We start from the raw sequence: 1,609 nt of genomic DNA, 5'->3' as shown, positions 1-1,609 counted from the left end.
GTCAACGACATCCGCCGACTTGAGAACATGCCGCCGGTGCAAGGCGGMGACACCTACCTGCAGCCGCTCAACATGGTGGATGCGACCAAAGGCGTCTTCGCAGACGCCACCAACCCCCGCACGCGGGCCCAGCTGGAACAAACCAAGCTGGAGATTGAAAGGATGCTRGAGCAATGAAAAGCCATATCCGCACATCGGCGCTGCTGTTCAATCAGCYGCTGCTTGCCACGCCCGACCTGTTGGAGCTGGGCGTACGCTGGGCCAACCAGGTGATGGGCCTGAACATCATCAACGTCCATGCGGGCCCGGTTTCCCGCATGGGCGACGAAGACGGGCCTGCGCCCCGCATGGAGGTGGACGGCGGCCGCCACGGCAGCACGGCCGCAACAGGCGTTGCCGTGGTGCCCGTGCACGGCGTGCTGGTGCCTCGCGCAGCGCACCTCAACGCCTGCGAGACCATGACAAGCTACGAAGGCCTGCGCAGCGAGTTGCGCCAGGCAATCAACGATCCTTTGGTGGAACGCATCGCCCTGGACATTGACAGCAACGGCGGGTCGGTGGCTGGTGCTTTCGAGCTGGCCTCCGACATCCGCGCCATGACGCAGCAAAAGCCCATCACAGCGGTGGTGAACTTCTCTGCCTATAGCGGCGGCTACCTGCTGGCGGCGGCCTGCACCGATGTGGTGGTGAGCCGCACCAGCGGTGTGGGTTCCATCGGCGTCATCGCCTCTCACCTGGACCGGTCGGCCCTCAACGAAAAGCAGGGCGTGAAGGTCACCACCGTGTACGCGGGCGCCCACAAAAACGACCTCACACCGCATGAGCCGCTGTCGGAACAGTCGCTCAAGGTGCTCACCGAGCTGGTGAACGACGGCTATGAAATGTTCGTGTCGGCCATCGCTGACTACCGGGGCATGACGGCCGCCGCTGTGCGCGCCACCGAGGCGGGCCTGTACCGTGGCGAGGCCGCAATCCGTGCAGGCCTGGCCGACCGCCTGCAGGCCCCGCAGGACGCGGTGGATGACATCGCCCGCGCCGTGTCCGACAGCCGCGCCCAACGCCGTGGCGCCCGTGTATCCGTTCGTGCCAGGGCCGCCCTGGTGCAGTCCCAGATCTGACCGCGTTCGCGGCAGTCAACCCCGCCCGCGTCGAGCGGGCTTTTTTTTTGCCCTAAGGAGGCATGCAATGTCCCAAGTGTTGAAACTTCGCAGCGAACGCGCCAAGCTGAATGAAGAGCTGCAGGCGCTTGCCAAGAAAGAGGCCGATGGCGGTAGCCTGAGCGCCGAAGAGCTGAGCCGCTTCGGCCAGCTCGAAACCGAGATTGCCGACCTGTCGGCCAAGATCACCCGCGCCGAGGCCGCAGAGCGCATGCAAGCGGCCACAGCGGTGCCTGTCAATGAGTCCGCGCAGGGCATCGCCAGCCCGCCCGCACACATCTCCGTGACGGACAACGCCCCGCCCGGCGCCAAGATGGCGCAGATGGTGCGCCTGCTGGCGATGTCGCAAGGCAACCAGCAGCAGGCCGCCAGCCTGGCAGCATCGGGCGGCTTCGGCCAGGACGTGGCTATGGCCTTGTCCACCGTCACCCCTGGCGCGGGCGGTGTGCTCG

At 66.2% G+C, this 1,609-nt stretch carries 2 protein-coding genes; both read left to right on the top strand.

Annotated elements, in window-relative coordinates:
• Positions 1–173: 173 nt before the first annotated feature.
• The gene (locus AC04MI_RS25055; RefSeq protein ID WP_476499029.1) at positions 174–1,118 is read left to right on the top strand and encodes a S49 family peptidase; all 945 of its coding nucleotides are present in this window, start codon (positions 174–176) and stop codon (positions 1,116–1,118) included.
• Positions 1,119–1,185: 67 nt separating this feature from the next.
• On the top strand, positions 1,186–1,609 hold a 424-nt coding region (locus AC04MI_RS25050), incomplete at its 3' end, for a phage major capsid protein (protein ID WP_476499028.1).

It is taken from the genome of Acidovorax sp. LjRoot204 (genome assembly GCF_056175785.1).
Note: the sequence above shows the minus strand (reverse complement) of the source record. Positions and strands in the feature narration are given on the sequence as shown.